Source organism: Klebsiella sp. AqSCr, assembly GCF_008452795.1.
GTDB lineage: Bacteria > Pseudomonadota > Gammaproteobacteria > Enterobacterales > Enterobacteriaceae > Klebsiella > Klebsiella pneumoniae.
In genome coordinates this window covers 2,330,943-2,355,664 of the sequence record NZ_MJDM01000005.1, presented here as the reverse complement: position 1 = coordinate 2,355,664, position 24,722 = coordinate 2,330,943, and the positions used below count along the sequence as shown (strand labels likewise).

Annotated in this window: 29 protein-coding genes and 1 riboswitch; of the genes, 14 read left to right on the top strand and 15 right to left on the bottom strand. The window is 59.3% G+C overall.

What is annotated here, in order from left to right; genetic code table 11:
- The 4 genes from BHE81_RS28795 to BHE81_RS15470 all read right to left on the bottom strand — a co-directional run.
- Window positions 1-829 (bottom strand): urease subunit alpha (locus BHE81_RS28795; protein WP_228268719.1); only part of this gene is annotated, 829 nt, incomplete at its 3' end.
- Window positions 822-1,142 (bottom strand): urease subunit beta, encoded by a 321-nt coding sequence (locus BHE81_RS15480; protein WP_002916872.1) that lies wholly within the window; start codon window positions 1,140-1,142, stop codon window positions 822-824. The genes BHE81_RS28795 and BHE81_RS15480, both read right to left, overlap by 8 nt.
- Window positions 1,143-1,151: 9 nt before the next feature.
- Window positions 1,152-1,454 carry an urease subunit gamma gene (locus tag BHE81_RS15475; protein WP_002916871.1) on the bottom strand — a complete coding sequence of 101 codons (303 nt, stop codon included), beginning with the start codon at window positions 1,452-1,454 and terminating at the stop codon, window positions 1,152-1,154.
- A 9-nt stretch (window positions 1,455-1,463) separates the two neighbouring features.
- Window positions 1,464-2,288, bottom strand: a complete 825-nt coding sequence (locus tag BHE81_RS15470; RefSeq protein ID WP_002916869.1) for an urease accessory protein UreD — start codon at window positions 2,286-2,288, stop codon at window positions 1,464-1,466.
- Between BHE81_RS15470 and BHE81_RS15465 the strand changes: the two genes are divergently transcribed.
- Window positions 2,278-2,424 (top strand): short-chain dehydrogenase, encoded by a 147-nt coding sequence (locus BHE81_RS15465; protein ID WP_004144529.1) that lies wholly within the window; start codon window positions 2,278-2,280, stop codon window positions 2,422-2,424. The genes BHE81_RS15470 and BHE81_RS15465 overlap by 11 nt on opposite strands.
- 10 nt (window positions 2,425-2,434) lie before the next feature.
- Here the strand turns inward: BHE81_RS15465 and BHE81_RS28265 are convergent, their stop codons facing one another.
- Together BHE81_RS28265 and plsY are read right to left on the bottom strand one after the other, a co-directional pair.
- A complete protein-coding gene (locus BHE81_RS28265) occupies window positions 2,435-2,554 on the bottom strand; it encodes a hypothetical protein (protein WP_020324810.1) in 120 nt (39 codons plus the stop codon).
- Window positions 2,555-2,685: 131 nt separating this feature from the next.
- Window positions 2,686-3,303, bottom strand: coding sequence for a glycerol-3-phosphate 1-O-acyltransferase PlsY (gene plsY / locus BHE81_RS15460; RefSeq protein ID WP_015958998.1), 618 nt, complete (start codon window positions 3,301-3,303; stop codon window positions 2,686-2,688).
- 107 nt (window positions 3,304-3,410) lie between these two features.
- Between plsY and folB the strand changes: the two genes are divergently transcribed.
- Window positions 3,411-3,794 carry a bifunctional dihydroneopterin aldolase/7,8-dihydroneopterin epimerase gene (folB, locus tag BHE81_RS15455; RefSeq protein ID WP_004150923.1) on the top strand — a complete coding sequence of 128 codons (384 nt, stop codon included), beginning with the start codon at window positions 3,411-3,413 and terminating at the stop codon, window positions 3,792-3,794.
- Between the two features lie 198 nt (window positions 3,795-3,992).
- Window positions 3,993-4,814, top strand: a complete 822-nt coding sequence (gene bacA / locus BHE81_RS15450) for an undecaprenyl-diphosphate phosphatase (protein ID WP_004144532.1) — start codon at window positions 3,993-3,995, stop codon at window positions 4,812-4,814.
- An 11-nt stretch (window positions 4,815-4,825) separates the two neighbouring features.
- Here bacA and BHE81_RS15445 read toward each other — a convergent pair whose 3' ends face one another.
- Complete coding sequence (locus BHE81_RS15445; RefSeq protein ID WP_023342605.1) at window positions 4,826-6,067, bottom strand: multifunctional CCA addition/repair protein; 1,242 nt, start codon at window positions 6,065-6,067, stop codon at window positions 4,826-4,828.
- A gap of 61 nt (window positions 6,068-6,128) precedes the next feature.
- Window positions 6,129-6,749, bottom strand: a complete 621-nt coding sequence (locus BHE81_RS15440) for a TIGR04211 family SH3 domain-containing protein (RefSeq protein ID WP_002916862.1) — start codon at window positions 6,747-6,749, stop codon at window positions 6,129-6,131.
- 214 nt (window positions 6,750-6,963) lie between these two features.
- Here BHE81_RS15440 and BHE81_RS15435 point away from each other — a divergent pair, with 214 nt between their 5' ends.
- Genes BHE81_RS15435 through hldE form a run of 3 tightly spaced genes read left to right on the top strand, consistent with a single transcriptional unit; the run spans window position 6,964 to window position 12,612 of the window.
- On the top strand, window positions 6,964-8,262 hold the full coding sequence (locus tag BHE81_RS15435; protein ID WP_023342606.1) for an inorganic triphosphatase: 1,299 nt from the start codon (window positions 6,964-6,966) through the stop codon (window positions 8,260-8,262).
- Window positions 8,263-8,282: 20 nt separating this feature from the next.
- On the top strand, window positions 8,283-11,120 hold the full coding sequence (gene glnE, locus BHE81_RS15430; protein WP_002916860.1) for a bifunctional [glutamate--ammonia ligase]-adenylyl-L-tyrosine phosphorylase/[glutamate--ammonia-ligase] adenylyltransferase: 2,838 nt from the start codon (window positions 8,283-8,285) through the stop codon (window positions 11,118-11,120).
- A 58-nt stretch (window positions 11,121-11,178) separates the two neighbouring features.
- Entirely contained in the window at window positions 11,179-12,612 is a 1,434-nt protein-coding gene (gene hldE / locus BHE81_RS15425) for a bifunctional D-glycero-beta-D-manno-heptose-7-phosphate kinase/D-glycero-beta-D-manno-heptose 1-phosphate adenylyltransferase HldE (RefSeq protein WP_002916858.1), read from the top strand.
- A gap of 77 nt (window positions 12,613-12,689) precedes the next feature.
- On the opposite strand, the gene BHE81_RS28260 is transcribed toward hldE, so the two are convergent.
- Complete coding sequence (locus BHE81_RS28260; protein ID WP_004144536.1) at window positions 12,690-12,839, bottom strand: hypothetical protein; 150 nt, start codon at window positions 12,837-12,839, stop codon at window positions 12,690-12,692.
- Between BHE81_RS28260 and glgS the strand changes: the two genes are divergently transcribed.
- Window positions 12,831-13,028, top strand: a complete 198-nt coding sequence (gene glgS / locus BHE81_RS15420; protein ID WP_004174354.1) for a cell surface composition regulator GlgS — start codon at window positions 12,831-12,833, stop codon at window positions 13,026-13,028. The genes BHE81_RS28260 and glgS overlap by 9 nt on opposite strands.
- A 35-nt stretch (window positions 13,029-13,063) precedes the next feature.
- Here the strand turns inward: glgS and ubiK are convergent, their stop codons facing one another.
- Complete coding sequence (gene ubiK, locus BHE81_RS15415) at window positions 13,064-13,336, bottom strand: ubiquinone biosynthesis accessory factor UbiK (RefSeq protein ID WP_004174355.1); 273 nt, start codon at window positions 13,334-13,336, stop codon at window positions 13,064-13,066.
- Window positions 13,337-13,456: 120 nt separating this feature from the next.
- Window positions 13,457-13,608: riboswitch (FMN riboswitch) on the top strand.
- A gap of 105 nt (window positions 13,609-13,713) precedes the next feature.
- On the opposite strand from ubiK, the gene ribB reads away from it, so the two are divergent.
- Window positions 13,714-14,367, top strand: coding sequence for a 3,4-dihydroxy-2-butanone-4-phosphate synthase (ribB, locus tag BHE81_RS15410; RefSeq protein WP_004185664.1), 654 nt, complete (start codon window positions 13,714-13,716; stop codon window positions 14,365-14,367).
- A 61-nt stretch (window positions 14,368-14,428) separates the two neighbouring features.
- On the opposite strand, the gene zupT is transcribed toward ribB, so the two are convergent.
- Window positions 14,429-15,199, bottom strand: a complete 771-nt coding sequence (gene zupT, locus BHE81_RS15405) for a zinc transporter ZupT (protein ID WP_002916852.1) — start codon at window positions 15,197-15,199, stop codon at window positions 14,429-14,431.
- Between the two features lie 186 nt (window positions 15,200-15,385).
- Here zupT and ygiD point away from each other — a divergent pair, with 186 nt between their 5' ends.
- The gene (gene ygiD, locus BHE81_RS15400; RefSeq protein WP_004174357.1) at window positions 15,386-16,177 is read left to right on the top strand and encodes a 4,5-DOPA dioxygenase extradiol; all 792 of its coding nucleotides are present in this window, start codon (window positions 15,386-15,388) and stop codon (window positions 16,175-16,177) included.
- 44 nt (window positions 16,178-16,221) lie between these two features.
- Here ygiD and BHE81_RS15395 read toward each other — a convergent pair whose 3' ends face one another.
- The 3 genes from BHE81_RS15395 to tolC form a co-directional block, all read right to left on the bottom strand.
- Window positions 16,222-17,382 carry a glutathionylspermidine synthase family protein gene (locus tag BHE81_RS15395; protein WP_004144540.1) on the bottom strand — a complete coding sequence of 387 codons (1,161 nt, stop codon included), beginning with the start codon at window positions 17,380-17,382 and terminating at the stop codon, window positions 16,222-16,224.
- Between the two features lie 5 nt (window positions 17,383-17,387).
- Window positions 17,388-18,059 carry a DUF1190 family protein gene (locus BHE81_RS15390; RefSeq protein ID WP_002916849.1) on the bottom strand — a complete coding sequence of 224 codons (672 nt, stop codon included), beginning with the start codon at window positions 18,057-18,059 and terminating at the stop codon, window positions 17,388-17,390.
- A gap of 167 nt (window positions 18,060-18,226) precedes the next feature.
- Window positions 18,227-19,699, bottom strand: coding sequence for an outer membrane channel protein TolC (gene tolC / locus BHE81_RS15385; protein ID WP_004174363.1), 1,473 nt, complete (start codon window positions 19,697-19,699; stop codon window positions 18,227-18,229).
- 196 nt (window positions 19,700-19,895) lie between these two features.
- Between tolC and nudF the strand changes: the two genes are divergently transcribed.
- The 5 genes from nudF to parE are packed head-to-tail and all read left to right on the top strand — an operon-like array spanning window position 19,896 to window position 24,300.
- Window positions 19,896-20,528 (top strand): ADP-ribose diphosphatase, encoded by a 633-nt coding sequence (gene nudF / locus BHE81_RS15380; RefSeq protein WP_002916848.1) that lies wholly within the window; start codon window positions 19,896-19,898, stop codon window positions 20,526-20,528.
- Window positions 20,525-20,947, top strand: a complete 423-nt coding sequence (locus tag BHE81_RS15375) for a DUF1249 family protein (RefSeq protein WP_002916847.1) — start codon at window positions 20,525-20,527, stop codon at window positions 20,945-20,947. Before nudF ends, BHE81_RS15375 begins: the two co-directional genes overlap by 4 nt.
- A gap of 24 nt (window positions 20,948-20,971) precedes the next feature.
- A complete protein-coding gene (cpdA, locus tag BHE81_RS15370) occupies window positions 20,972-21,799 on the top strand; it encodes a 3',5'-cyclic-AMP phosphodiesterase (protein ID WP_002916846.1) in 828 nt (275 codons plus the stop codon).
- Window positions 21,799-22,374, top strand: a complete 576-nt coding sequence (gene yqiA / locus BHE81_RS15365; RefSeq protein WP_002916845.1) for an esterase YqiA — start codon at window positions 21,799-21,801, stop codon at window positions 22,372-22,374. Before cpdA ends, yqiA begins: the two co-directional genes overlap by 1 nt.
- Window positions 22,375-22,404: 30 nt before the next feature.
- Window positions 22,405-24,300, top strand: a complete 1,896-nt coding sequence (gene parE / locus BHE81_RS15360; RefSeq protein ID WP_002916844.1) for a DNA topoisomerase IV subunit B — start codon at window positions 22,405-22,407, stop codon at window positions 24,298-24,300.
- A 72-nt stretch (window positions 24,301-24,372) separates the two neighbouring features.
- Here the strand turns inward: parE and BHE81_RS15355 are convergent, their stop codons facing one another.
- Window positions 24,373-24,687: a putative quinol monooxygenase gene (locus BHE81_RS15355; RefSeq protein ID WP_002916842.1), complete on the bottom strand. Its 315-nt coding sequence runs from the start codon at window positions 24,685-24,687 to the stop codon at window positions 24,373-24,375.
- Between the last annotated feature and the right edge of the window lie 35 nt (window positions 24,688-24,722).

The following is a 24,722-nucleotide window of genomic DNA, read 5'->3' as shown; positions in this document are numbered from 1 at the left end:
CGCTCCTTTGGGTGAGATGGGTGTGGAGGGGGCGCCCGCCGATGGCGGCGAGGGTGTCTTCCACAAAACCGGATTCATTCAGGGTGTCGCTGTGCAGGGCGACCTGGACGTCCATTTCATCGGCGACGGTTAACGCACAGTCGATCGCCGCCGGGGTGGCGCCCCAGTCCTCATGGATCTTCAGGCCAATAACGCCCGCCGCCACCTGCTCGCGCAGGGCATCCGGCTGAGAAACGTTGCCCTTGCCCAGCAGGCCGATATTGACCGGCAGGCTGTCGGCCGCCTGCAGCATGCGTGAGATATACCACGGGCCCGGGGTGCAGGTGGTGGCATGGGTGCCCGCGGCCGGGCCGGTGCCGCCGCCGACCATGGTGGTCACGCCGGAGACCAGCGCCTCTTCCGCCTGTTGCGGACAGATCCAGTGAATATGGGTATCGATCCCGCCGGCGGTGACAATTTTTCCTTCGGCGGCGATCACTTCCGTCGCGGCGCCGATGGGGATGGTGACGTTGGGCTGGATGTCGGGGTTGCCGGCTTTGCCGATGGCGAAGATCCGGCCGTCCTTCACGCCGATATCGGCCTTAACGATCCCCCAGTGATCGACGATCAACGCGTTGGTGAGCACCAGGTCGACACAGTCGGCGGCCAGCATCTGTCCCTGGCCCATGCCGTCGCGGATCACTTTGCCGCCGCCGAATTTGACCTCTTCCCCGTAGGTGGTCAAATCGTCCTCCACCTCGATCCACAGCTCGGTATCCGCCAGGCGCACCTTGTCGCCGACGGTTGGGCCGAACATATCGGCATAGGCCTGGCGTGAAATATTACTCATCGTTTACCTCCAGAGGGCCCATAACCTCGCCGCGGAAGCCGAAGACGGCGCGGTGACCGGCGAAGGCCACCAGCTCGACCTCGCGTTTCTGGCCGGGTTCAAAGCGTACCGCCGTGCCCGCCGGGATATTCAGGCGATAGCCGGCGGCCTGCTGACGGTCGAACTTCAGCGCCGGGTTAACCTCGGCGAAATGGTAGTGCGAACCGACCTGAATCGGCCGATCGCCGTGGTTCTCAACGACCACGCGACAGGTTGCCCGGCCGGTATTCAGGGCTATCTGACCGGGCTTAACGTGATATTCACCGGGGATCATGGCGCTACCTCAGATAATCGGGTTGTGAACGGTGACCAGCTTCGAGCCGTCCGGGAAGGTGGCTTCGACCTGGATATCCGGGATCATTTCCGGGACGCCCTCCATCACCTGCTCGCGGGTCAGGACGTGACGGCCTTCCTCCATCAGCGAGGCCACGCTTTTGCCGTCCCGAGCGCCTTCCATAATAAAGGCGCTGATGAGGGCCACGGACTCCGGATAGTTGAGCTTCAGGCCGCGGGCCAGGCGACGCTCCGCCACCAGCGCGGCGGTAAACAGCAACAGCTTGTCTTTTTCTCGGGGGGTCAGTTCCATAACGTTCTCTTAAGTCAGCCAGATTCGGGGAAGTACGGGAGATTTACCGGTGAGATGAGGGCGCAGAAACTGCCATACGTCGCGCATCACCCGCTGGCAAATCAGATTATCGTCACTGAGGAAACGCACCGTCAGCAGGCGGTCGGTCAGGCTGGCGCCGGCGTAGAGACCGAGCGGCGCCAGCGCGTCGCGCACCCCGTCGAGCAGGGCATCGGTAGCCGGATAGCACAGCAAAGTGCCGACCCAGGGACGTTCGGCGACGCTGGAGAGCTCTCCCTCCTGCAGCTGCAGGCGCTCGACCAGCAGCGGCTCATCGTCCACCCATACCTCCAGCCGGTTGCTGAGGGTGCCGTGGCTGAAGGTTTCGCCAATCACCGGGCGGCCAAGGCAGAGCAGATCCCAGGCCAGCAGCCTGCTGGAGGCGCAAAGATGAAAGGTAGTGAACAGCCGGGCATTCGCCCCGGGAAAGAAGATGGCATCCTGCGGGAGCCACTCCAGGGTTGCCTGTGGGGCAAGGGTCAACTGCTGGCGAACTAGCGCTTGCGCGCCGCTGCTGCGGTAAAACTTGCTGGCGCCAGGCATGGTTATCAGCGTATGGCAGCCGGGGGCAAGGTGCGCGCTAATTGTCAGCTCATCACCGCCGACGATGCCGCCGGGCGGGTGAAGCAGATAGAGGTGACAGGTCTCTTCTTCCGGGTAAAACGGGCGCTGGACGGTCAGCGGGCCGACGTGTTGGGCGCTGGCGAGAACGGTCTTGCCGCCGGCCTGGTGAAAGCGGAGATCCAGCGTGGCCTGCCAGCCTTTTTTGAGTGGTGGTAACACGGTGCCGTGCAATGTTGCGCCCCTGCAAAATCAAGATAAAACAGCAGCAATGAGTATTGATCGGCGGGAGTTTATCCCGGTCATACGAAACGCTTATGTCATCCGTAACCCGGAGCGTCGCGACGGGCGCGAGGGGAAAGCGGCATAACCGCTCCGGATTATTCACCCGGATAATCTTTGCCGTCAATATCCTGATCCGCAGCCTGGGCGCGGCGGAAAAGGCGGCGGATCGGGTTGCGCCGCGCCGCCAGCCGCCAGCGCAACTTTTGCCTTTCCATGCTGCTAACGTATTGTTACAAAAGGAGGATGTGGCGATGATCGCCTTTGATGGCGAGGAAGCGTAAAAGGGCGGATGAAAGGCGCGATTAGCGCAGGGGAGTTCCCCGGCTGGCGGAGCCGGGAGGGGAGATTACTTCTGCTCTGGCGTTTTTTTCTTCTTCTCGCGGGTCCAGATTTTGCTCTCCTGGCGGCGCCACAGACGCTGAATGTTGTCGTGATGGCGCAGGAGGATCAGGCAGGAGAGCATCGACACCGGAAAGGTGTACTGCGGTTTGAACCACCAGACGTAGAACGGGGCGATCAGCGCGCTGACGATAGCGCCCAGGGAAGAGTAACCGCTGAGCAGGATGGTCAGCAGCCAGGTCCCGGCCATCACCCCGGTGAGATCGAGCCCGATGGGGGCGATAGCGCCGAAGGCCGTGGCGACGCCTTTACCGCCGCGGAAATGAAAGAAGACTGGCCAGATATGGCCCACGCAGGCGGCAATCGCCACTAACCCCAGCCAGAACGGCGTAAGGCCCAGCGCCCAGGCGCCCCACACCGGGAGCATGCCCTTCAGCACATCAAAAATAAGTACCGCTACGGCCGCCCCTTTTCCGCCAATTCGTAGTACGTTAGTGGCCCCGGGGTTGCCTGAGCCGCTGTCGCGTGGGTCGGGCAGGCCAGCAAGGCGACATACCAGAATGGCGCTGGAAATGGAGCCGCAGAGGTAGGCGAGGAGTACCAGTCCAGGCGCGATTGCACTCATAACGCTGTTCCGTTTTGAAAATGTCGTTGTATTCTCTGCATCTGTGGATAATACGCATAATTCGCCGGAAGTGGTATCCGGTTTAGCTAAAAAGCAGGCAGGGCGTGATGGATATTGTATTTATAGAGCAACTTTCGGTAATCACCACCATCGGTGTTTATGACTGGGAACAAACCATTGAGCAGAAGCTGGTGTTCGATATCGAAATTGCATGGGATAACCGCAAGGCGGCCGCCAGCGATGATGTCAGCGATTGCCTCAGCTATGCTGATATCAGCGAGCGCGTGATCGCGCATGTGGAGGGGGGGAAATTTGCGTTAGTGGAGCGGGTGGCGGAAGAGGTGGCCGACCTGCTGCTGGAAACATTCCAGTCGCCATGGGTGCGCATAAAAGTCAGCAAACCTGGCGCCGTGGCTCGCGCGGCAAACGTCGGGGTGATTATTGAACGTGGCCTTAATCTGAAACAAAACTTTTCAGGTCATACTTGTTAAACAAATTGCGTTTATACCGGTCATAGCATCCGGTCATCAGGCAATTTTACTGGCGATGTCCTTCCAGAACGGTGGACGAATCCGTGTGTACTTACTGTACGCTGCGGATTACGCGCGCTCTGGCAGCCGGGTTGTGCCTGTTGAACGATACCGTGTTCCTGGTTTTTTTCATTTTACTTTTTTAAAGGGTTTAATTGGATGAGCGATATACACTCGCTGCTGGTGGCGGCAATATTGGGTGTGGTTGAGGGTTTGACAGAGTTTTTACCTGTTTCCAGTACCGGTCATATGATTATTGTTGGTCACCTGCTGGGGTTTGAAGGTGATACCGCAAATACCTTTGAAGTGGTGATTCAGTTAGGTTCGATACTCGCCGTGGTGGTGATGTTCTGGCGTCGCCTGTTCGGCCTGATCGGCATCCATTTCGGGAAACCGCCGGCGCATGAAGGCCAGGGCAGCGGCCGTTTGTCGCTTATCCATATCCTTCTCGGCATGATCCCCGCGGTGGTGATGGGGCTGATTTTCCATGACACCATTAAATCCTTGTTTAACCCGGTGAACGTGATGTACGCCCTGATTGTCGGCGGCGTATTGCTGATTGCAGCGGAAGTGCTGAAGCCGAAACAGCCGCGCGCGGTCGGGATTGACGATATGACCTACCGTCAGGCGTTCGTCATCGGCTGCTTTCAGTGCCTGGCGCTGTGGCCAGGTTTCTCCCGCTCGGGGGCGACTATCTCCGGCGGCATGCTGATGGGCGTCAGCCGCTATGCGGCCTCGGAGTTCTCTTTCCTGCTGGCGGTACCGATGATGATGGGCGCCACCGTGCTGGACGTCTACAAGAGCATCGGCTTCCTGAACATGGGCGATGTCCCGATGTTCGCCGTCGGCTTCGTGATGGCGTTTATCGTGGCGCTGATTGCGATTAAAACCTTCCTGCAGCTGATCAAACGGATCTCGTTCATTCCGTTCGCTATCTACCGCTTTATCGTCGCGGCAGCGGTGTACGTGGTCTTCTTCTAAGGCCTGCGCCCTCAGCCTTGCGGCTGGGGGCAACGCTGTTCCTTCCACTGCGCTACCGCCGCAATTCTCCGCCGCGTCAGCTCCTCGCGAATTTCCGCCCCTTTAAAGCCCGCCGCCACGACCTCTTTAGTGGAGACCGACTGCGCCACTTCCCAGGCCTCCAGCAGCAGGCGCCCCTGCGGGTAATCGCTGGCCTCGAAACCGGTGCGTCCGCGGACGTCGGCTTCGCTGGTGAGCGCGATCTGCTGCACGCGCTGCGGTTTGCGCCACGCGTCAATGCTGTCGAAGAGTTTGACGAGGGTTTTCGGCTGCAGAATCGGCAGGGTGTGGATTAGGTCATGGTACTCCGCCACCAGTTTCGCGAGATCGCGGATATCGTTCGGCACCCGCAGACGCGCGCAGAGCTGCTCCACCAGCTTGACTCCCGCTGGACCATGGCCGTGGTGACGCGGCCAGAGCGCCTTCGGCGTCAGCCCTTTGCCGAGGTCATGGCACAGGGTGGCGAAACGTACGTCGACATCCGGCGACAGCATCGCGGCCATCGTGACGGTCATCAGGGTGTGCAGGCCGGTATCGATTTCCGGATGCCATTTCGCCGGGGCCGGCACGCCGTACAGGGCGTCAATCTCCGGGAACAGCACCTTGAGGGCCTGACAGTCGCGCAGCGTCTGGAAAAAGACCTGCGGGTTGCGAGTAGTTAATGCGCTTTCCGTCTCTTTCCACACCCGCTCCGGCGTTAAATGCGCCAGCTCGCCGGCCTCAACCATCGCGGCCATCAGGGCCTGGGTCTCTTCGGCAATGCGAAAACCGAGGTGGGCGTAGCGGGCGGCAAAGCGCGCGACGCGCAGCACGCGCAGCGGATCTTCACTAAACGCGGGAGAGACATGGCGCAGCAGGCGCTTACGGAGATCGTTCTGTCCGCCGTAGGGGTCGATAATTGCGCCGTCGGCATCCTGGGCGAGGGCATTGACCGTCAGGTCGCGGCGCAGCAGATCGGCTTCGAGGGTGACGTCCGGGGCGGCATAGCAGGTAAAACCGGTATAGCCCGCGCCGGATTTGCGCTCGGTGCGGGCCAGGGCATACTCTTCCCGGCTTTGCGGATGGAGGAACACGGGAAAATCGCGGCCTACCTGTTGATAGCCCGCGTCTAGCATCTGTTGCGGGGTGGCGCCCACCACCACCCAGTCTCGGTCTTTGACCGGCAGCCCTAACAGCGCGTCACGCACCGCGCCACCGACCAGATAACTCTTCACGCCTGATTCTCCCGTATCCGTTTTTCGCAAGATGATACGTAAGTCTGGCAGAGAAGACGAATTAGTTCATCCACCGGTCTTTGCGTTTGCGGCTTGGCACCAGATGCGGCAGCACCAGACCGAGCAGCAGACCGACGCCCAGCACACCGCCGCCGTACATAAACCACTGCATGATAATGGTGCGCTGTTTATCATCAAGCTGCAGATTTGCCGCATTCACCTTCTTCTGCGCGACAACCAGCTCGTTTTTCAACTTTTGGTTCTCGTCCTTCAGCGCGTTAATCACGCTGTCGCTGCCGGCGACTTTCTTCTGCATATCCGCCGTGCGCTGGTTCCAGGTGGCATCGATGTTATTCAGCTTATCGGTCAGCGTTTTGACCTGGTTTTCCAGATCCGGGACGCGGGTGCGCAGGCTGGGCTCGTTGCTCAGCTCTTTCAGCGGGATCCAGGCGGTACGGCCGTTGCTGTCGCGAATTTGCGCGTAACTGGTGCTGTCGTTCGTTTGCAGTACCGACACTTCTTCCCCGGCGTTGATGGTGCCGACCAGACGATAATTATCGCCCGGGCCGCTGCGAACCCAGGTGTTCAGCTCATCGGAAACGTAGCGCTTTTCTTCTGCGTGAACCGCCGTGGCGGCGCTAAGCGCGAGCAAAGTAAAAGTAATCAGGCGTAATTTTGGCATCAGGTCATCGTTTGGTCATAAAAAGTGGAACGATAGTAGAGGCATCGCTAGAGCGACGCAAAGTTTTCCGCCACAATCGGAATCATCCAGGAGGTGGCCCGGCAAAAAGCGCGTTGCATGGCGATTCACCGCAAAATACTATCTACTGACAAAAAATATTGTCGTAAGTTCGCCGCAATTTGTCGGCGCAGCACAGAAGCGGAAGAATTCAGTCATGGCTCAAGAAATCGAACTCAAGTTTATCGTCGCTCAGGATGGGGTAGAGACGCTGCGCGAGCAGCTCAATGCGCTCGAGGCGAAACATACGCCCGCGGGCCAGTTGCTGAACATTTATTACGAAACCGCCGATAACTGGCTGCGTCGTCACGATATGGGGCTGCGCATCCGCGGCGATCAGGGGCGTTATGAGATGACGCTGAAAATCGCCGGTCGGGTGGTCGGCGGCCTGCACCAGCGCCCGGAATATAATATTCCATTGGCTAAACCGGAGCTGGCGCTTGAGCGCCTGCCGGCGGAGGTCTGGCCGCAAGGGGAACTTCCGGCCGCGCTGGCGGAGCATGTCCAGCCGCTGTTCAGCACCGATTTTGCCCGTGAACGCTGGGTGATCCAGGAAGGAAAGAGTGAGATTGAGATTGCCCTCGATCGCGGCGAAGTAAAGGCGGGCGAACATCAGGAGCCGATCTGCGAACTGGAGCTGGAGCTGCTCGCCGGGGAGACCGCCGATCTGCTACGCCTCGCGCATCGTTTGCTGGAGAGCGGCGTCCTGCGTCAGGGGAGCCTGAGCAAAGCCGCGCGCGGGTATCATCTGGCGCAAGGTAACAATGAGCGTCCGGTGACCCGGCTGGCGGTGCTGCCGGTGGCAGCGAAGGCCAGCGTGGAGCAGGGGCTGGAGGCGGCGCTGGAGAGCGCCCTGGCGCACTGGCTATATCACGACGAGATCTGGCTGCGCGGCAACGCAAAAGCCAAAGCGGAAATTCTGCTGGCGATAGCCCGCGTGCGCCATGCCCTCGTGCTGTTTGGCGGCATCGTGCCGCGTAAGGCGACCACCCACCTCCGCGCGTTGCTGAACGACGCCGACGCCGTTCTGCTGGCTGCGGACACCGCCGACGAAGCGTTATTCCGCACCGAGGTCGTTGGCGCCAAACTGGCCCTGACCGAATGGCTGGTCCAGCGCGGGTGGCGTTCGTTCCTCAACGAGGCGGGAGAGAAAAAAATAGCCGGATCGTTCAAACGGTTTGCCGATATTCACCTCTCGCGGGTGGCGGCCGAGCTGCGCAGCGCCGTGCAGCATCTGGCGATAGAAGATGCCGCTGACCAGTTGCCGAAGCTGTCCCGCGACATCGACAGCGTCCAACTGCTGGCGGGCGCCTATGGCGACGCCGTCGCGCCCTGGCTGGAGAACTGGCAGGAACTTCAGCGTGCGATAGAGCATGACGACCGCAGCGTGTTTGAATATTTCCGTCGCAAGGCGCTGGCTGCCGAGCCGTTCTGGCTGCATAGTGGAAAACGATAATTACAGGCCAGGGAGCCCTTATGATGCCGCTTTCTCCGCAGTTACAGCAGCACTGGCAGACGGTCGCTGACCGTCTGCCAACGGATTTTCCCGTTGCCGAACTGAGCCCACAGGCCAGGTCGGTGATGGCGTTCAGCGATTTTGTCGAACAGAGTGTGATCGCTCAGCCGGGCTGGCTGAATGAGCTTGCGGACTCCGCGCCGGCGGCGGAAGAGTGGCGGCATTACGAAGCCTGGCTGCAGGAGCGCCTGCAGGCCGTCACTGACGAAGCGGGGTTGATGCGAGAGCTGCGTCTCTTCCGCCGCCAGATGATGGTCCGCATCGCCTGGGCGCAGGCCTTGTCGCTGGTGCGCGAAGAAGAGACGCTGCAGCAGCTGAGCGTCCTGGCGGAGACCCTGATTGTCGCCGCCCGCGACTGGCTGTACGCCGCCTGCTGTAAAGAGTGGGGAACGCCATGCAACGCCGAGGGTCAGCCGCAGCCGCTGCTGATCCTCGGGATGGGAAAGCTGGGCGGCGGCGAGCTGAACTTCTCTTCCGATATCGATCTGATCTTTGCCTGGCCGGAGCATGGCGCCACCCGCGGCGGCCGCCGCGAGCTGGATAACGCCCAGTTCTTTACCCGCCTGGGGCAGCGGCTTATCAAGGCGCTGGATCAGCCGACGCAGGACGGCTTTGTTTATCGGGTGGACATGCGCCTGCGGCCGTTTGGCGACAGCGGGCCGCTGGTGCTCAGCTTTGCGGCGCTGGAAGATTATTACCAGGAGCAGGGGCGGGACTGGGAACGCTACGCGATGGTGAAAGCGCGGATCATGGGCGATAACGACGGCGCCTACGCCAGCGAACTGCGCGCGATGCTTCGCCCCTTCGTCTTCCGCCGCTATATCGACTTCAGCGTGATCCAGTCGCTGCGTAACATGAAAGGCATGATCGCCCGTGAAGTGCGGCGTCGCGGGCTGAAAGACAACATCAAGCTCGGCGCCGGCGGCATTCGTGAAATTGAATTTATCGTTCAAGTCTTTCAGCTGATCCGCGGCGGTCGCGAACCTGCGCTGCAGCAGCGCGCGCTATTGCCGACACTGGCGGCGATTGATGAGCTGCATCTGCTGCCGGAAGGCGACGCGACCCTGCTGCGCGCGGCCTATCTGTTCCTGCGCCGGCTGGAAAACCTGCTGCAAAGTATCAACGATGAACAGACCCAGACCCTGCCGCAGGATGAACTGAACCGCGCCAGACTGGCGTGGGGGATGCATACCGATGACTGGGAGACGCTGAGCGCGCAGCTGGCGAACCATATGGCCAACGTACGGCGGGTGTTTAATGAACTGATCGGCGATGACGAGGCTCAGTCGCCAGATGAGCAGCTGGCCGAGTACTGGCGCGAGCTGTGGCAGGATGCGCTGGAAGAAGATGACGCCAGTCCGGCGCTGGCGCATTTAAACGACGCCGACCGCCGCAGCGTGCTGGCGCTGATTGCCGATTTCCGCAAAGAGCTGGATCGGCGCACCATCGGCCCGCGCGGCCGCCAGGTGCTGGATCAGCTGATGCCGCATCTGTTGAGCGAAATCTGCTCGCGCGCCGATGCGCCGCTGCCTCTGGCGCGGATCACGCCGCTGTTGACCGGGATCGTCACCCGCACCACCTATCTTGAACTGCTGAGCGAATTCCCCGGCGCGCTGAAACACCTGATTACGCTCTGCGCGGCATCGCCGATGGTCGCCAGCCAGCTGGCGCGCCACCCGCTGCTGCTGGATGAGCTGCTGGATCCCAACACCCTCTATCAGCCGACGGCGACCGATGCCTATCGCGACGAGCTGCGTCAGTATCTGCTGCGGGTGCCGGAAGAGGATGAAGAGCAGCAGCTGGAGGCGTTGCGCCAGTTCAAGCAGGCGCAGCAGCTGCATATCGCGGCGGCGGATATCGCCGGCACCCTGCCGGTGATGAAGGTCAGCGATCATTTAACCTGGCTTGCCGAAGCGATCCTCGATGCGGTGGTGCAGCAGGCATGGGGGCAGATGGTGGCTCGCTACGGCCTGCCGACCCATCTGCACGATCGCCAGGGGCGCGGCTTCGCCGTCGTCGGCTACGGTAAGCTCGGCGGTTGGGAGCTGGGCTACAGCTCCGATCTCGACCTGGTGTTCCTCCATGACTGTCCGGCGGAGGTGATGACCGACGGCGAGCGGGAGATTGACGGCCGTCAGTTCTACCTGCGGCTGGCCCAGCGGATCATGCATCTGTTCAGCACCCGCACCTCGTCCGGTATTCTCTACGAAGTGGACGCCCGGCTGCGCCCTTCCGGCGCGGCGGGGATGCTGGTTACCACCGCTGACGCGTTTGCCGACTATCAGCAGAACGAGGCCTGGACGTGGGAGCATCAGGCGCTGGTGCGCGCCCGCGTGGTCTATGGCGACCCGGCGTTGCAGGCGCGCTTTGACGCCATTCGTCGCGATATCCTGACCACCCCGCGGGAGGGCGCAACCCTGCAGACCGAGGTTCGCGAGATGCGTGAGAAGATGCGCGCCCACCTCGGCAACAAGCATCCCAATCGTTTTGATATCAAAGCCGATGCCGGCGGGATCACGGATATTGAATTTATTACCCAGTATCTGGTCCTACGCTATGCCAGCGACAAGCCGAAGCTGACCCGCTGGTCTGATAATGTGCGTATTCTCGAGCTGCTGGCGCAGAACGACATCATGGACGAGGAGGAAGCGCGCGCCTTAACGCACGCGTACACCACCTTGCGTGACGCGCTCCATCACCTGGCCCTGCAGGAGCTGCCGGGACACGTGGCGCCAGAGGCCTTCAGCCGGGAGCGCGAGCAGGTCAGCGCCAGCTGGCAGAAATGGCTGATGGCTTAACTATAAAATCGGGTGTGCTATTATCGCGCGCAAAGTTTGCGTCTCGCAGGAGAGAGTCATGAAAGTAACGCTGCCGGAGTTTGAACGTGCAGGAGTGTTGGTGGTGGGTGATGTGATGCTGGACCGCTACTGGTACGGCCCCACCAGTCGTATTTCCCCGGAAGCCCCGGTGCCGGTGGTGAAGGTGGAAAATATCGAAGAACGTCCTGGCGGCGCGGCAAACGTAGCGATGAACATTGCCTCGCTGGGGGCAACCTCGCGCCTGGTGGGATTGACCGGGATTGATGACGCCGCCCGCGCGCTGAGCCAGGCGCTGGCCAACGTCAATGTGAAGTGCGACTTCGTCTCCGTCCCGACTCACCCGACTATCACCAAGCTGCGGGTGCTGTCGCGCAATCAACAGCTGATCCGCCTCGACTTTGAAGAGGGCTTCTCCGGCGTCGATCCGCAGCCGATGCACGAGCGCATTCAGCAGGCGCTGGGCTCTATTGGCGCGCTGGTCCTTTCGGACTATGCCAAAGGGGCGCTGACCAGCGTCCAGACCATGATCCGACTCGCACGTGAAGCGGGCGTGCCGGTGCTGATCGATCCGAAAGGCACCGATTTCGAACGCTATCGCGGCGCGACGTTGCTCACCCCGAACCTCTCTGAGTTTGAAGCGGTGGTGGGCAAGTGCCAGGATGAAGCGCAGATCGTTGAGCGCGGCATGAAGCTCATCGCCGAATTCGAACTGTCGGCGCTGCTGGTGACGCGCTCTGAGCAGGGGATGACGCTGCTGCAGCCGGGGCGTCCGCCGCTGCATATGCCGACCCAGGCCCAGGAAGTGTACGACGTGACCGGCGCCGGCGACACGGTGATTGGCGTGCTGGCGGCGACCCTGGCGTCCGGCAACACCCTGGAAGAGGCCTGCTATTTCGCTAACGCCGCGGCGGGCGTGGTGGTCGGTAAGCTGGGTACATCCACCGTTTCCCCTGTCGAGCTGGAAAACGCGGTCCGCGGCCGGGCTGAGACCGGCTTTGGCGTGATGAGCGAAGAGGAGCTCAAACAGGCGGTTGCGGCGGCGCGCAAGCGCGGCGAGAAAGTGGTGATGACCAACGGCGTCTTCGACATTCTGCATGCCGGTCATGTCTCCTATCTGGCGAATGCGCGCAAGCTGGGCGACCGTCTGATCGTGGCGGTCAACAGCGATGCCTCCACCAAACGTCTGAAAGGCGAAACCCGCCCGGTGAACCCGCTGGAACAGCGGATGATCGTGCTGGGGGCGCTGGAAGCCGTCGACTGGGTGGTCTCCTTCGAAGAAGATACTCCGCAGCGCCTGATCGCTGGCATCCTGCCGGATCTGCTGGTCAAGGGCGGCGACTACAAACCGGAGCAGATCGCCGGCAGCGAAGAGGTCTGGGCGAACGGTGGCGAAGTGCTGGTGCTCAACTTTGAAGATGGCTGCTCAACTACCAATATTATTAAGAAAATACAAAAAGATAGCGACAAATAAGCTTTTCGCTATTCACCGGTTTGTACGGTGAAGCATCACGGCCTGCGATAGACGTATCGCGGGCCGTTTTTATTTAATCATGTGGAAAATGATTTAGCGCAATAAATAATCATGTTAAGCGCATTTTTCGTACAAATCGCGTTAAGGTAAGCGTAAATACTGAAGTGAGTAAAAGGCATATGACTGATCAGAACATCCACCGCTGAAGGAGTATGCGCATGAACCATAACGATATGTATTCAATGAAGAATTTTGATTTTTTGGCGCGGAGTTTCGCCAGAATGCACGCCCAGGGCCAGCCAATTGATCTTCAGGCCATTGTCGGCAATATGGATGAAGAACATCGTGAATGGTTTTGCCAGCGCTATGAACTGTACTGTCGCCAGGTGAGTAGTCAGGCGGAAGCCGCCCATTAAGCCAAACGCAAAACGGGCCCCCAGGGGCCCGTTTTTTACTGCTGCTCTTCGCTGCCCGGCGTCGTCGCCGGGCGGTTTTCGAGGTCATTCAGGCGCTGCTCCAGCAGCGCCAGTTTTTCCCGGGTCCGCAGCAGCACCTGAGTCTGCACGTCAAACTCTTCGCGGCTAACCAGATCCAGACGGGTCAGCTGCGACTGCAGCGCCTGGCGGATTTTCTTCTCAACATCCTCACCCAGATCGCGAAGTCCTTTTGGCATCGACTCATGGACCTGGCGGGCGATTTGTTCAATTTTTTTCGGGTCAATCATGGTGGTTTCCTGCTCGGGTCGGATGATTGATCATTGTAGTGCGAACCAGGCCGCCTATAAACCAGAAATGTTTGAAGCTTATGCATTGCCGAGGATAGTCAATAGCGTTATAGTTATCTCGCTTATTCTCAGGGCGGGGCGAAATTCCCCACCGGCGGTAAATCAACCATGGCGTTGAAAGCCCGCGAGCGCTTCCCGTGACTACGGGAAGGTCAGCAGATCCGGTGTAATTCCGGGGCCGACGGTTAAAGTCCGGATGGGAGAGAGTAACGGCACAGTCGGGCCCAGGCCCGCTCGCGTTGACTTTTGCCGCTAAACCGGCGCTCCTAAGACTGCCCTGATTCTGGTAACCATAATTTTAATGAGGTTTTTTTACCATGAATCAGACGCTCCTTTCTTCTTTTGGTACCGCTTTTGAACGTGTGGAACACGCTTTGGACGCCCTGCGCGAAGGCCGCGGCGTGATGGTGCTTGATGATGAAGACCGTGAAAACGAAGGCGATATGATCTTCGCCGCCGAAACCATGACCGTTGAGCAGATGGCGCTGACCATTCGTCACGGCAGCGGCATTGTGTGCCTGTGCCTGACCGAAGAACGCCGCAAACAGCTGGATCTGCCGATGATGGTAGAGAACAACACCAGCGCCTACGGCACTGGCTTCACCGTGACCATCGAAGCGGCCGAAGGTGTGACCACCGGCGTCTCCGCTGCCGACCGCGTGACCACCGTCCGCGCGGCCATCGCCGACGGCGCGAAACCTTCCGATCTCAACCGTCCAGGTCACGTCTTCCCGCTGCGTGCGCAGCCGGGCGGCGTACTGACCCGCGGCGGCCACACCGAAGCCACTATCGACCTCGTGACCCTGGCTGGCTTTAAACCGGCAGGCGTGCTGTGCGAGCTGACCAATGACGATGGCACCATGGCCCGCGCGCCGGAGTGCATCAAGTTCGCTCAGCAGCACAATATGGCGGTAGTCACGATTGAAGATCTGGTGGCCTATCGTCGCGAACATGAGCGTAAAGCCAGCTAAATAGCGGTTCGCTATGCCCGAGCACAGCCCACTTGTTAGTGGGCTGTGTTGTTTCTGCGCTTTAACCGATGCCCATCGTCTGGAGTACCACCAGGCTCAGCCCCATGACCGACATCCCGCACAGGACGCCGTAGCTTGGATTGCTTTGCGGATCGATCTCTTTCGCCAGCGGCATCAGTTCATCGACCGACAGCGCCACCATAATCCCGGCGACGGCAGCCATGATCGCGCCCATCACCAGCGGCGAGACCAGGCTCCCCAGAATCAACCACGCCAGCACGCCGCCCAAAATTTCCGCCATGCCGGAAAGCCCGGCCCAGAGCACCGCTTTGCTGCGCGAGCCGGTGGCGGCATACACCGGTCCGGCAACCGCCAGTCCTTCCGGAATATTGTGCAGGGCGACGGCAAGGGCGACGCCCATGCCAAGCTCGAGGTTGTTGCTGGCCGTGACATAGGTGGCGATCCCTTCCGGAAAGTTATGCAGGCTGATCCCCAGCGTCAGAAGAATAGCGGTGCGGCGTAAGTTGCGCGGGCGCGGCATGGCGGGAGTCATCAGATCCTGCGGGTGGGCGTGCGGCAGCAGGCGGTCAAGACCAAAGTAACCCAGCAGGCCGACAACAAACATTCCGTAGCCGAGCAGCGGCGACATGCCCTCGGCGGCCAGCGCGGCAGGCAGCATTTCCATCAACGAAATTAATAGCATAATCCCGGCGGCAAAGCCGAGGGAGAAGCCAAGCAGGCGGTTAGAGGGTTTCTGGCCAATCACGCCGAATATGGCGCCAATGAAGGTTGCGCTACCGGCTAACAGCGTCAATATTAAGGGTGATGACATCGCTTCTCTCCCTGTGAAAATAATTACATACGAGTATATTGCCTGAGGATGCGCGTACGGGACACGTCCCTTTACCGCGAATTACATTCAAATTTTCTGACGATCATCATCATGGTTATCTGAGTTTATCCTGGCGCAAAAGCGCGTAATGTGAGCACATCACATTGACACCCTAAGGATATCATCATGTCCCGTACCCGAATGCCCGCGTTGTTTCTCGGCCATGGCAGCCCAATGAACGTGCTGGAAGACAACCGTTATACCCGCGCCTGGGCTCAACTGGGCGAAACCCTGCCGCGTCCGAAAGCGATCGTGGTGGTCTCTGCGCACTGGTTTACGCGCGGTACGGGCGTAACGGCGATGGAGGCGCCGAAGACCATTCATGACTTCGGCGGTTTTCCGCAGGCGCTGTATGACACGCATTATCCGGCGCCGGGCTCTCCGGCGCTGGCGCAACGGCTGGTGGAGCTGCTCTCGCCGGTGCCGGTCACCCTCGATACAGAAGCCTGGGGATTTGACCATGGCTCGTGGGGCGTGCTGATTAAAATGTATCCGCAGGCGGATATCCCGATGGTTCAGTTGAGCATCGACAGCACCAAACCGCCGGCCTGGCATCTCGAAATGGGGCGGAAACTGGCCTCGCTGCGTGATGAAGGCATTATGCTGGTGGCCAGCGGCAACGTGGTGCATAACCTGCGCACCGCCCGCTGGCATGGCGAGAACACGCCGTACCCTTGGGCAGAGTCCTTCAATAACTACGTGAAAGCGAATCTGCAATGGCAGGGGCTGGACGAGCAGCACCCGCTGGTTAACTACCTGGCACACGAAGGGGGCTCGCTCTCCAATCCGACGGCGGAGCATTTCCTGCCGCTGCTGTATGTCCTGGGGACGTGGGATGGCGTTGAGGCGATGACGATCCCGGTCGATGGTATCGAGATGGGCTCGCTGAGCATGCTGTCGGTGTTGGTTGGCGCCTGATGATAGCGCGCTCCGGCGGCATTTACCGTCGCCGGAGCGCGGCATTATTCGACGAAAATGTGCGGATAGAAGCGCGACAGATCCTGGGTGATCAGCGCCCGGTCTTCGCGAATACCGATCCCTGCAGGCTGGTCGTTGATGAGCCAGCTGCCAATCAGCGTATAGCTATCGCCAAACTTCGGCAGCGGGTAAAACGCCTGCACGATGGTGCCTTCTTCCCCGTACGGGCCTTCTACTGCCTCCACCACTTTGCCATTTTCAACGATCGACACGTTAGCACCTTCGCGGGAGAAGATTGGCTTAATGACGTACTTCTCCATCTCCGGGTGAGTATCTTCGCTGAAGTAGGCCGCCAGCAGATTAGGGTGATTGGGGAACATCTCCCACAGCATCGGCAGCAGCGCCTTGTTGGAGATAATGCTTTTCCACGCCGGCTCCAGCCAGCGGACGCCAGCGTCTTCCAGCTTGGTGGAGAACATCTCCCGCAGCATAAACTCCCACGGATAGAGCTTGAACAGATTGCCAATCACCTGATCCTGCAGATCGGTAAACTGGCCTTTTTCGCCCAGGCCGATATCTTCAACGTAGAGGAATTCCGTCGCCAGCCCCGCTTCAGCGGCGCAGTCCTGCAGATACTGCACGGTACCGCGATCTTCAACGGTATCGCGGCAGCAGGCCATATGCAGCAGCTGAAAGCCAAACTGCTCGCGCAGCTCGCCGAAGCGATCGATCAGCTTTTCCTGCAAACTGTTGAACTGGTCGCTGCCCGCCGGCAGCTTGCCGGCGTTGAGCTGATCTTCCAGCCAGATCCACTGGAAGAAGGCCGCTTCATACAGCGAGGTCGGGGTGTCGGCATTGTTCTCCAGCAGCTTCGGTTCGCCGACGCCATCCCAGGCCAGGTCGAGACGTGAGTAGAGCGACGGCTGGTTGGTTTTCCACGACTGGCGTACAAAACCCCAGGTGTGTTTAGGGATGCGGAATTTGGTCATCAGCTCATCGCTGGCGATCACTTTTTCCACCACCTGGAGGCACATCTGATGTAGCTCAGCGGTGACCGCTTCCAGCTTTTCCACCTGCGCGAGGGTCAGCTTGTAATACGCCTCTTCGCTCCAGTAGGGCTCGCCGTACATGGTATGGAAGTTGAAACCGTACTCGGTCGCTTTCTCGCGCCAGTCCGGGCGCTCGGTAATACTGACTCTTTCCATGTTGCTTAGCCGCCCATTGAGCGAGAAGAGGACGTTGAGCCTGCGGCGCTACGCTGCATGGTCGACTGTTTCGCTACCGACTCGCCAAAGCCGCCGCGGGTGACGGTGGTGGTGGTGGCTGGCTTCGGCGCCATCGCGGTTTTCGGCACATTCATGGTGCGGCCCGGCTGGGCGGCGCCATAGCTCTTGCCGCTGGCGTCAGTGTACTGACCGTAGGCCGGGCTGGCCGGATTTTTCGAGCTGAACAGCGGCTGCTGTTGCGCCATGCCGCCGCCCATCAGGCGGCCCATCATGTAGCCGGCCATCAGCGGCATCCAGAAGCTGCCGCTGCTTTGCGCCTGCGCCTGGTTTTCCGGGGCGACGCCCGCCTGGGCTGGCGTCTGCTGGCACTGGCCTTCGCCAAACTCGGCGACGCAGTCTTCGCGGGTGGCATACTTCGGCGCAGTGCGCTCTGCCTCTTTTACCGCGTTGGTGTAGGCCGTGGTGCATTCGGCTGCTTTGCCAGGGTTGGCGGCGGAGCAGTCATCGGCGTTCTGGTACAGCGACACCGTTTCGTCGCTTTTTTCACAACCGGCGAGCATAAAGACCGCGGTGACGGCCAGCGCGACCGGCGTCAGATGGCGTGCGCTCCAGCTTTTGCGGAACGACGAATGATTAATATTTTTTGTCCGTTTCATATTTGTCTTCCAGGACCCAGTGGTATGGCGTGTGTTAACGCTCAGGATAGAGGATGAGTGGTGGAAAATGAAGCGAAGAGGGGCGCTAAGCGGGGGATCTTTACGTTGCCTTACGTTTAACGCATCGCCTGTCCGACGGACAGGCGATGCGCATCACAATATGAGAATTACTGACGGAACGGATTGCTGCCGCTGCTCTGGGTGGTCCGTGCGGACGCCGGCTTCACCGCCGCGGTAGTGTTGCCGTAGCCATCAGCGGTGGCATCCTGTTGCGGATTTTCCGGCGCGACGCTATCTGCGGAGGTGGAGATGGGTTTACCCAGCGTGTTGTTCAGGGCGACCAGATCCTGCTCGTTCAGGGTACCTAACGCCGACTTAATGTTCAGCTCGTTGATCAGGTAGTTGTAGCGCGCATTCGAGAGCTGCTGCTTAGCGTTATACAGCGTAGTGGTGGCGTCGAGGACGTCAACGATAGTACGCGTACCCACCGAGTAGCCAGCTTCCATGGCATCCAGGGAGCTTTGCGCAGAGACCACCGCCTGTTTGTAGGCGTTGATGCTGCTGATGGAGGCGTTCACGTTGTTAAACGATGAACGCACAGTCTGCACGACGCTGCGGTGGGCGCTTTCCAGCTGCTCGCTGGCGCCGACGAAGTTGTATTGCGCCTGCTTGACCTGCGAGGTCACCGCGCCGCCCTGGTACAGTGGCAGAGAGAAGTTCAGGCCGATTTGGTTCTGCCCGGCATCGTTATCCTGGTATTGCTGAGGATTATTATGGGTTTTTGAACCACTGTAGCTAGTATTCGATATCCCACTCGACGCGGATAGGCTGAGCGTCGGCAAATGGCCGTCCTGCGCCTGGCGAATCTGCTCGCGAGCCAGGTCCTGGTTCAGACGCGCCTGCAGCAGCGACAGGTTGCGGTTCTCCGCTTCCTTCAGCAGGGCGTTGACCGCCTGCGGCTTGTTGGTTTTGAAGCCATTCACGTTCAGGGAGGCCAGCTCCGGATAGTAGTTACCGGTGACCTGACGCAGTTCTTCGACGGCGTTGTCGAGATCGTTACGCGCGGTGACTTCGTTCGCCAGCACGGCATCGTATTGTGAACGGGCGTTCTGTACGTCGGTGATCGCCACCAGGCCTACGTTAAAGCGCTGCGTGGTTTGATCCAACTGGCGATAAATAGCCTGTTTCTGCGCTTCGGTATAGGAGAGCGTGTCGATGGCGGCCAGCACTTTAAAATAGGCCGTCGCGGTATTCAGAATCAGTGTTTGCTGATCGGTCTGATACGTGACATCCTGAATCCCTGCCGTTTTTTCCTGCAGCGTCAGGGCGCGCCATTTCGACATATCAAACAGAACCTGCGTTAACTGCAGCGAGCCGCTGGTGACGTTTGAATTGATGCCGTTGCTGTCGCGATAGCCATTGTTATAGGTATAATCCGCTCCCAGCCCAAGCTGAGGCAGTAATGGACTGCGCGCTTCGTTGATCTTTTCGAACGCGGCGTCACGATCGGCTGCCGATTTACGCAGATCGGGGTTGCTGATGCGTGCCTGCTGGTAAACCTGAAGCAGGTTTTCCGCCTGGCTCATGGCGCTGAACCCGGTCAGGCTCAGGCCGATAAGAATGGGGAGCAATTTCTTCATTTGCATTCCTTGTTGTGAAGCATTTAGCGCTGGTCTAATTCTAAGAAAAATTCCGCTGATTGTATCGATTCTGCCGCCGTAAAAAGTTGGCGTTACGTGCCATCCGGCGGTAATTTGCACCAATCTAACATACGGACCGTAAAACGGTAGCCAAACGGTTTGGAAATCCCTAATTTCAGATTCGCAGGACATGACAATGAGCAAACCCACGCAGCAGGGAATTACCTTCTCCAAAAATGATGTAGAAATTATTGCACGCGAAACGCTATATCGTGGTTTTTTTTCGCTCGATTTATACCGTTTTCGCCACCGCCTGTTTAACGGCGGCATGAGTGGCGAAATCACCCGTGAAATTTTTGAGCGCGGGCACGCCGCCGTCTTGCTACCCTTTGACCCGGTGCGCGACGAAGTGGTGCTGGTCGAACAAATCCGTATCGCCGCCTATGATACCAGCGAGAGCCCGTGGCTGCTGGAGATGGTCGCCGGCATGATTGAAGCGGGTGAAACGGTGGAAGATGTTGCCCGTCGGGAAGCGCTGGAGGAGGCCGGGCTTGAAGTTGGGCGGACGAAACCAATATTAAGCTATCTGGCCAGTCCCGGCGGCACCAGCGAACGGTTATCGATCCTGGTGGGAGAAGTTGATGCATCGACGGCAAAAGGCATTCACGGCCTGGCCGAGGAAAACGAGGATATTCGGGTGCATGTGGTGAGTCGGGAGCAGGCTTACCAGTGGGTAGAAGAGGGGAAAATCGACAACGCAGCCTCTGTCATCGCCTTGCAATGGCTGCAATTGCATTATCACAATTTACGAAATGAGTGGACAAAATGAAGCGTTATACACCTGACTTCCCTGAGATGATGCGCCTGTGCGAGACCAACTTCGCGCAGTTGCGCCGCCTGTTGCCGCGAACGGATGCAGCGGGTGAGAAGGTAAGCTATCAGGTGGGAAGCGCGCAGTATCGGTTAACGATAGTTGAATCGACCCGCTACACTACTCTGGTGGCAATAGAGCAGACTCTGCCTGCAGTGAGCTACTGGAGCCTGCCATCGATGACCGTCCGCCTCTACCATGACGCCATGGTGGCCGAAGTGTGTTCGAGTCAGCAGATCTTTCGCTTCAAAGCGCGATATGATTATCCTAATAAAAAGTTGCATCAACGCGACGAAAAGCATCAAATTAACCAGTTTTTGGCCGACTGGCTGCGTTACTGTTTAGCACATGGAGCGATGGCGATTCCGGTTTGTTAGCGTCGTTAAACCTAAGGACACCATTTGGAAAGCCTGTTAAACCTACCTCTGGCTGGTGAGGCCAGAGTCAGGATATTACAAATTACTGATACTCACCTGTTTGCTGAAAAGCATGAAACGTTGTTAGGCATCAATACCTGGGATAGCTATCAGGCCGTACTGTCGGCCATTCATGCCTCACAGCGTCCATGCGATCTGATTGTCGCAACAGGCGATCTGGCGCAGGACCACTCCTCCGCGGCCTATCAGCATTTTGCTGAGGGCATCGCGAGTTTTGCTGCACCCTGCGTCTGGCTACCGGGCAACCATGATTTCCAGCCGGCGATGTACAGCACCCTGCAGGAGGCGGGCATTTCCCCTGCCAAGCGCGTGTTTCTCGGCGATCGCTGGCAGATCCTGCTGCTCGACAGCCAGGTGTTTGGCGTTCCCCATGGCGAGCTGAGCGACTTCCAGCTGGAGTGGCTCGAACATAAGCTGGCGGAGGCGCCGGAGCGCTATACCTTACTCCTGCTGCACCATCATCCGCTGCCGGCCGGCTGCAGCTGGCTGGATCAGCATAGTCTGCGCAATGCCGGCGCGCTGGACAGCGCGTTGAGCGCCTGGCCGCGGGTGAAGCATCTTTTGTGCGGCCATATTCATCAGGAACTGGATCTCGACTGGAATGGCCGGCGCATGATGGCGACGCCGTCGACCTGCGTCCAGTTTAAACCGCACTGTGCCAATTTCACTCTGGATACGGTGTCACCGGGCTGGCGCTGGCTGGAGCTTCACCCTGACGGGACGCTGACCACCGAAGTGTGCCGCCTGGAAGGCGCCGCGTTTCATCCGGATATTGCTTCAGAAGGCTACTGATGGCGACGCTCCTTTATCTGCATGGCTTTAACAGTTCTCCGCGCTCGGCGAAGGCGACGGCGTTAAAGACCTGGCTGGCGCAGCACTATCCTGAGATCACCATGGTGGTGCCGGAGTTGCCGCCTTACCCGGCGGAAACGGCGGAGCTGTTGGAGTCCATCGTGCTGGAGCACGGCGGCGAGCCGCTGGGGGTCGTAGGGTCGTCGCTGGGCGGCTACTACGCGACCTGGCTTTCGCAGTGCTTTATGCTGCCGGCGGTGGTGGTTAACCCGGCGGTGCGGCCGTTTGAACTACTAAACAATTTTCTCGGCCACAATGAGAATCCATACACCGGGCAGCAATATGTGCTAGAGTCTCGCCATATTTACGATCTCAAAGTCATGCAAATCGACCCGCTCGAAGCGCCGGATTTACTCTGGCTGCTGCAGCAGACCGGGGATGAAGTGCTTGATTACCGCCAGGCCGTGCATTACTACGCCTCTTGCCGGCAGACGGTAGAGGAGGGCGGTAATCACGCATTTGTCGGCTTTGACGATCATTTCACTCAGATTATCGAATTTCTCGGCCTGCGCTAAACGGCCCTGAACGACCTACGAATACACACCATGACGCAATCTTCATATAATGCTGATGCCATTGAGGTACTCACCGGGCTAGAGCCGGTGCGCCGCCGTCCGGGCATGTATACCGACACCACTCGTCCTAACCATCTTGGTCAGGAAGTTATTGATAACAGTGTGGATGAAGCGCTGGCAGGCCACGCCAAACGCGTGGAAGTTATCCTTCATGCCGACCAGTCCCTGGAGGTCATTGACGATGGTCGTGGGATGCCGGTCGACATCCACCCGGAAGAGGGCGTGCCGGCGGTTGAGCTGATCCTCTGCCGGCTGCATGCGGGCGGTAAGTTTTCCAATAAAAACTATCAGTTTTCCGGCGGCCTGCACGGGGTGGGGATCTCGGTGGTCAACGCCCTGTCAAAACGCGTGGAGGTCAACGTGCGTCGCGACGGTCAGGTCTACAGCATCGCCTTTGAAAATGGTGAAAAAGTGGAAGACCTGCACGTCACCGGCACCTGCGGCAAACGCAATACCGGGACCAGCGTCCATTTCTGGCCGGACGAAAGCTTCTTCGACAGCCCGCGCTTTTCAGTTTCACGTCTGACCCACCTGTTAAAAGCGAAAGCGGTGCTGTGCCCGGGCGTGGAAATTGTTTTCCGCGACCAGGTGAACAACAGCGAGCAGAGCTGGTGCTATGCCGATGGCCTGAACGATTACCTGAGCGAAGCGGTGAACGGCTTGCCGCTGCTGCCGGAAAAACCATTCGTCGGCGCCTTCTCCGGCGAGACGGAGGCGGTGGACTGGGCGCTGCTGTGGCTGCCGGAAGGCGGCGAACTGCTGACCGAAAGCTACGTGAACCTGATCCCGACTATGCAGGGCGGGACGCACGTTAACGGTCTGCGTCAGGGGCTGCTGGACGCGATGCGTGAGTTCTGCGAGTACCGTAATATCCTGCCGCGCGGCGTGAAGCTGTCAGCGGAAGATATCTGGGATCGCTGCGCCTACGTGCTGTCGGTGAAGATGCAGGATCCGCAGTTCGCCGGGCAAACCAAAGAGCGCCTGTCGTCGCGCCAGTGCGCGGCGTTCGTCTCCGGCGTGGTGAAGGACGCCTTCAGCCTGTGGCTGAATCAGAACGTGCAGGCCGCGGAGCTGCTGGCGGAGATGGCCATCTCCAGCGCCCAGCGCCGTCTGCGCGCGGCCAAAAAAGTGGTGCGCAAAAAGCTGACCAGCGGTCCGGCGCTGCCGGGTAAGCTGGCGGACTGTACCGCCCAGGATCTGAACCGTACCGAGCTGTTCCTTGTCGAGGGGGATTCGGCGGGCGGCTCAGCCAAGCAGGCGCGCGATCGCGAATATCAGGCGATCATGCCGCTGAAGGGCAAGATCCTTAATACCTGGGAAGTCTCTTCCGATGAAGTGTTAGCTTCGCAAGAAGTGCACGACATTTCGGTGGCGATTGGTATTGACCCGGATAGCGATGATTTAAGCCAGCTGCGCTACGGTAAAATTTGTATTCTGGCGGATGCGGACTCCGATGGTCTGCACATTGCCACCCTGCTGTGCGCGCTGTTCGTAAGACATTTCCGTACCCTCGTGAAAGAGGGGCACGTCTATGTGGCGCTACCGCCGCTGTACCGTATCGACCTCGGTAAAGAGGTTTACTACGCACTGACGGAAGAAGAAAAAACCGGCGTGCTGGAGCAGCTAAAGCGCAAGAAGGGCAAGCCAAACGTCCAGCGCTTTAAAGGGCTCGGTGAGATGAACCCGATGCAGCTGCGCGAAACCACCCTTGACCCGAATACCCGCCGCCTGGTGCAGCTGGTGATCAGCGATGAGGACGAGCAGCAGACCACGGCGATAATGGATATGCTGCTGGCCAAAAAGCGTTCGGAAGATCGTCGCAACTGGCTGCAGGAGAAGGGCGATATGGCGGATCTGGAAGTGTAAGTCTGTACGCTGCGCCAGACGTAAAAGGGAGCCTCAGGCTCCCTTTTTCATGGCATTACTGAGTCGGCGGACTTAAACGCCAGCCTGCAGAATACGGATGCTGGTCTCCAGCACATCGCCTTTGACCGCTTCCGACCAGGCTTTCATGTGCGGGGTTTGCAGGTGTGCTTCAAGATGCGCGACGCTTTCCCACTGCTCGACCATGACGATAGAGTCGGGCGCTGTGGTCTGGAAGCTGACGCCGGCGGCATGATCCACCAGCGGGGCATAGCCGTGGCAGCCGGCCTCCTGCAAAACGGTCGGAATAATTTTCGCGAACTGATCGAGAACCGCCTGGCGGTGGTGCTGGCCCGGGCGGGTACGGATTTCTGCAATCACTGTTAACATGGTTAACTCAACTCCTTCTGTGTGGATCTTGTCAT